Source organism: Pseudomonas sp. RA_35y_Pfl2_P32, from assembly GCF_963970735.1.
Classification (GTDB): domain Bacteria; phylum Pseudomonadota; class Gammaproteobacteria; order Pseudomonadales; family Pseudomonadaceae; genus Aquipseudomonas.
Genome location: NZ_CAXAQF010000385.1, coordinates 1 through 431, shown reverse-complemented (window position 1 = coordinate 431; position 431 = coordinate 1). Strand labels below are relative to the sequence as shown.

General features: G+C 68.0%; 1 protein-coding gene. It reads left to right on the top strand.

Features of this window, described 5'->3' with window-relative positions:
* A partial coding sequence (locus tag AACY45_RS28825) for an ATP-binding protein (protein WP_339548884.1) occupies positions 1 to 416 on the top strand: 416 nt, incomplete at its 5' end.
* Between the last annotated feature and the right edge of the window lie 15 nt (positions 417 to 431).

The following is a 431-nucleotide window of genomic DNA, read 5'->3' as shown; positions in this document are numbered from 1 at the left end:
CAGCCGACTATCAGGCGAAGGTCTCGGGGCCGCTGCTCGACCGCATCGATCTGCATATCGAGGTGCAGGCCGTGAGCGCCGCCGATCTGGTGTTGCCGCCGCCAAGCGAAGGCTCGGCCGAGGTCGCGGGGCGTGTCGCGGCGGCGCGGGCGGTGCAGCGAACGCGCTATGCTGACCATGCGGCGCGCACCAACGCCGATGCGGACGGCGCTTTGCTCGACGCCGTCGCCACTCCCGATGCGGCAGGATGCACGCTGCTGGCGCAAGCGTCGGAAGCGATGCGTTTGTCGGCAAGGGGCTATACGCGCATCCTGCGGGTTGCGCGGACGATTGCCGACTTGGCCGGTGCCGAGACGGTCGGGCACATTCATGTTGCCGAGGCGCTAAGCTATCGCCGTCAGGCACCTCGCAATTAGTCGGGCTCAGTCGAA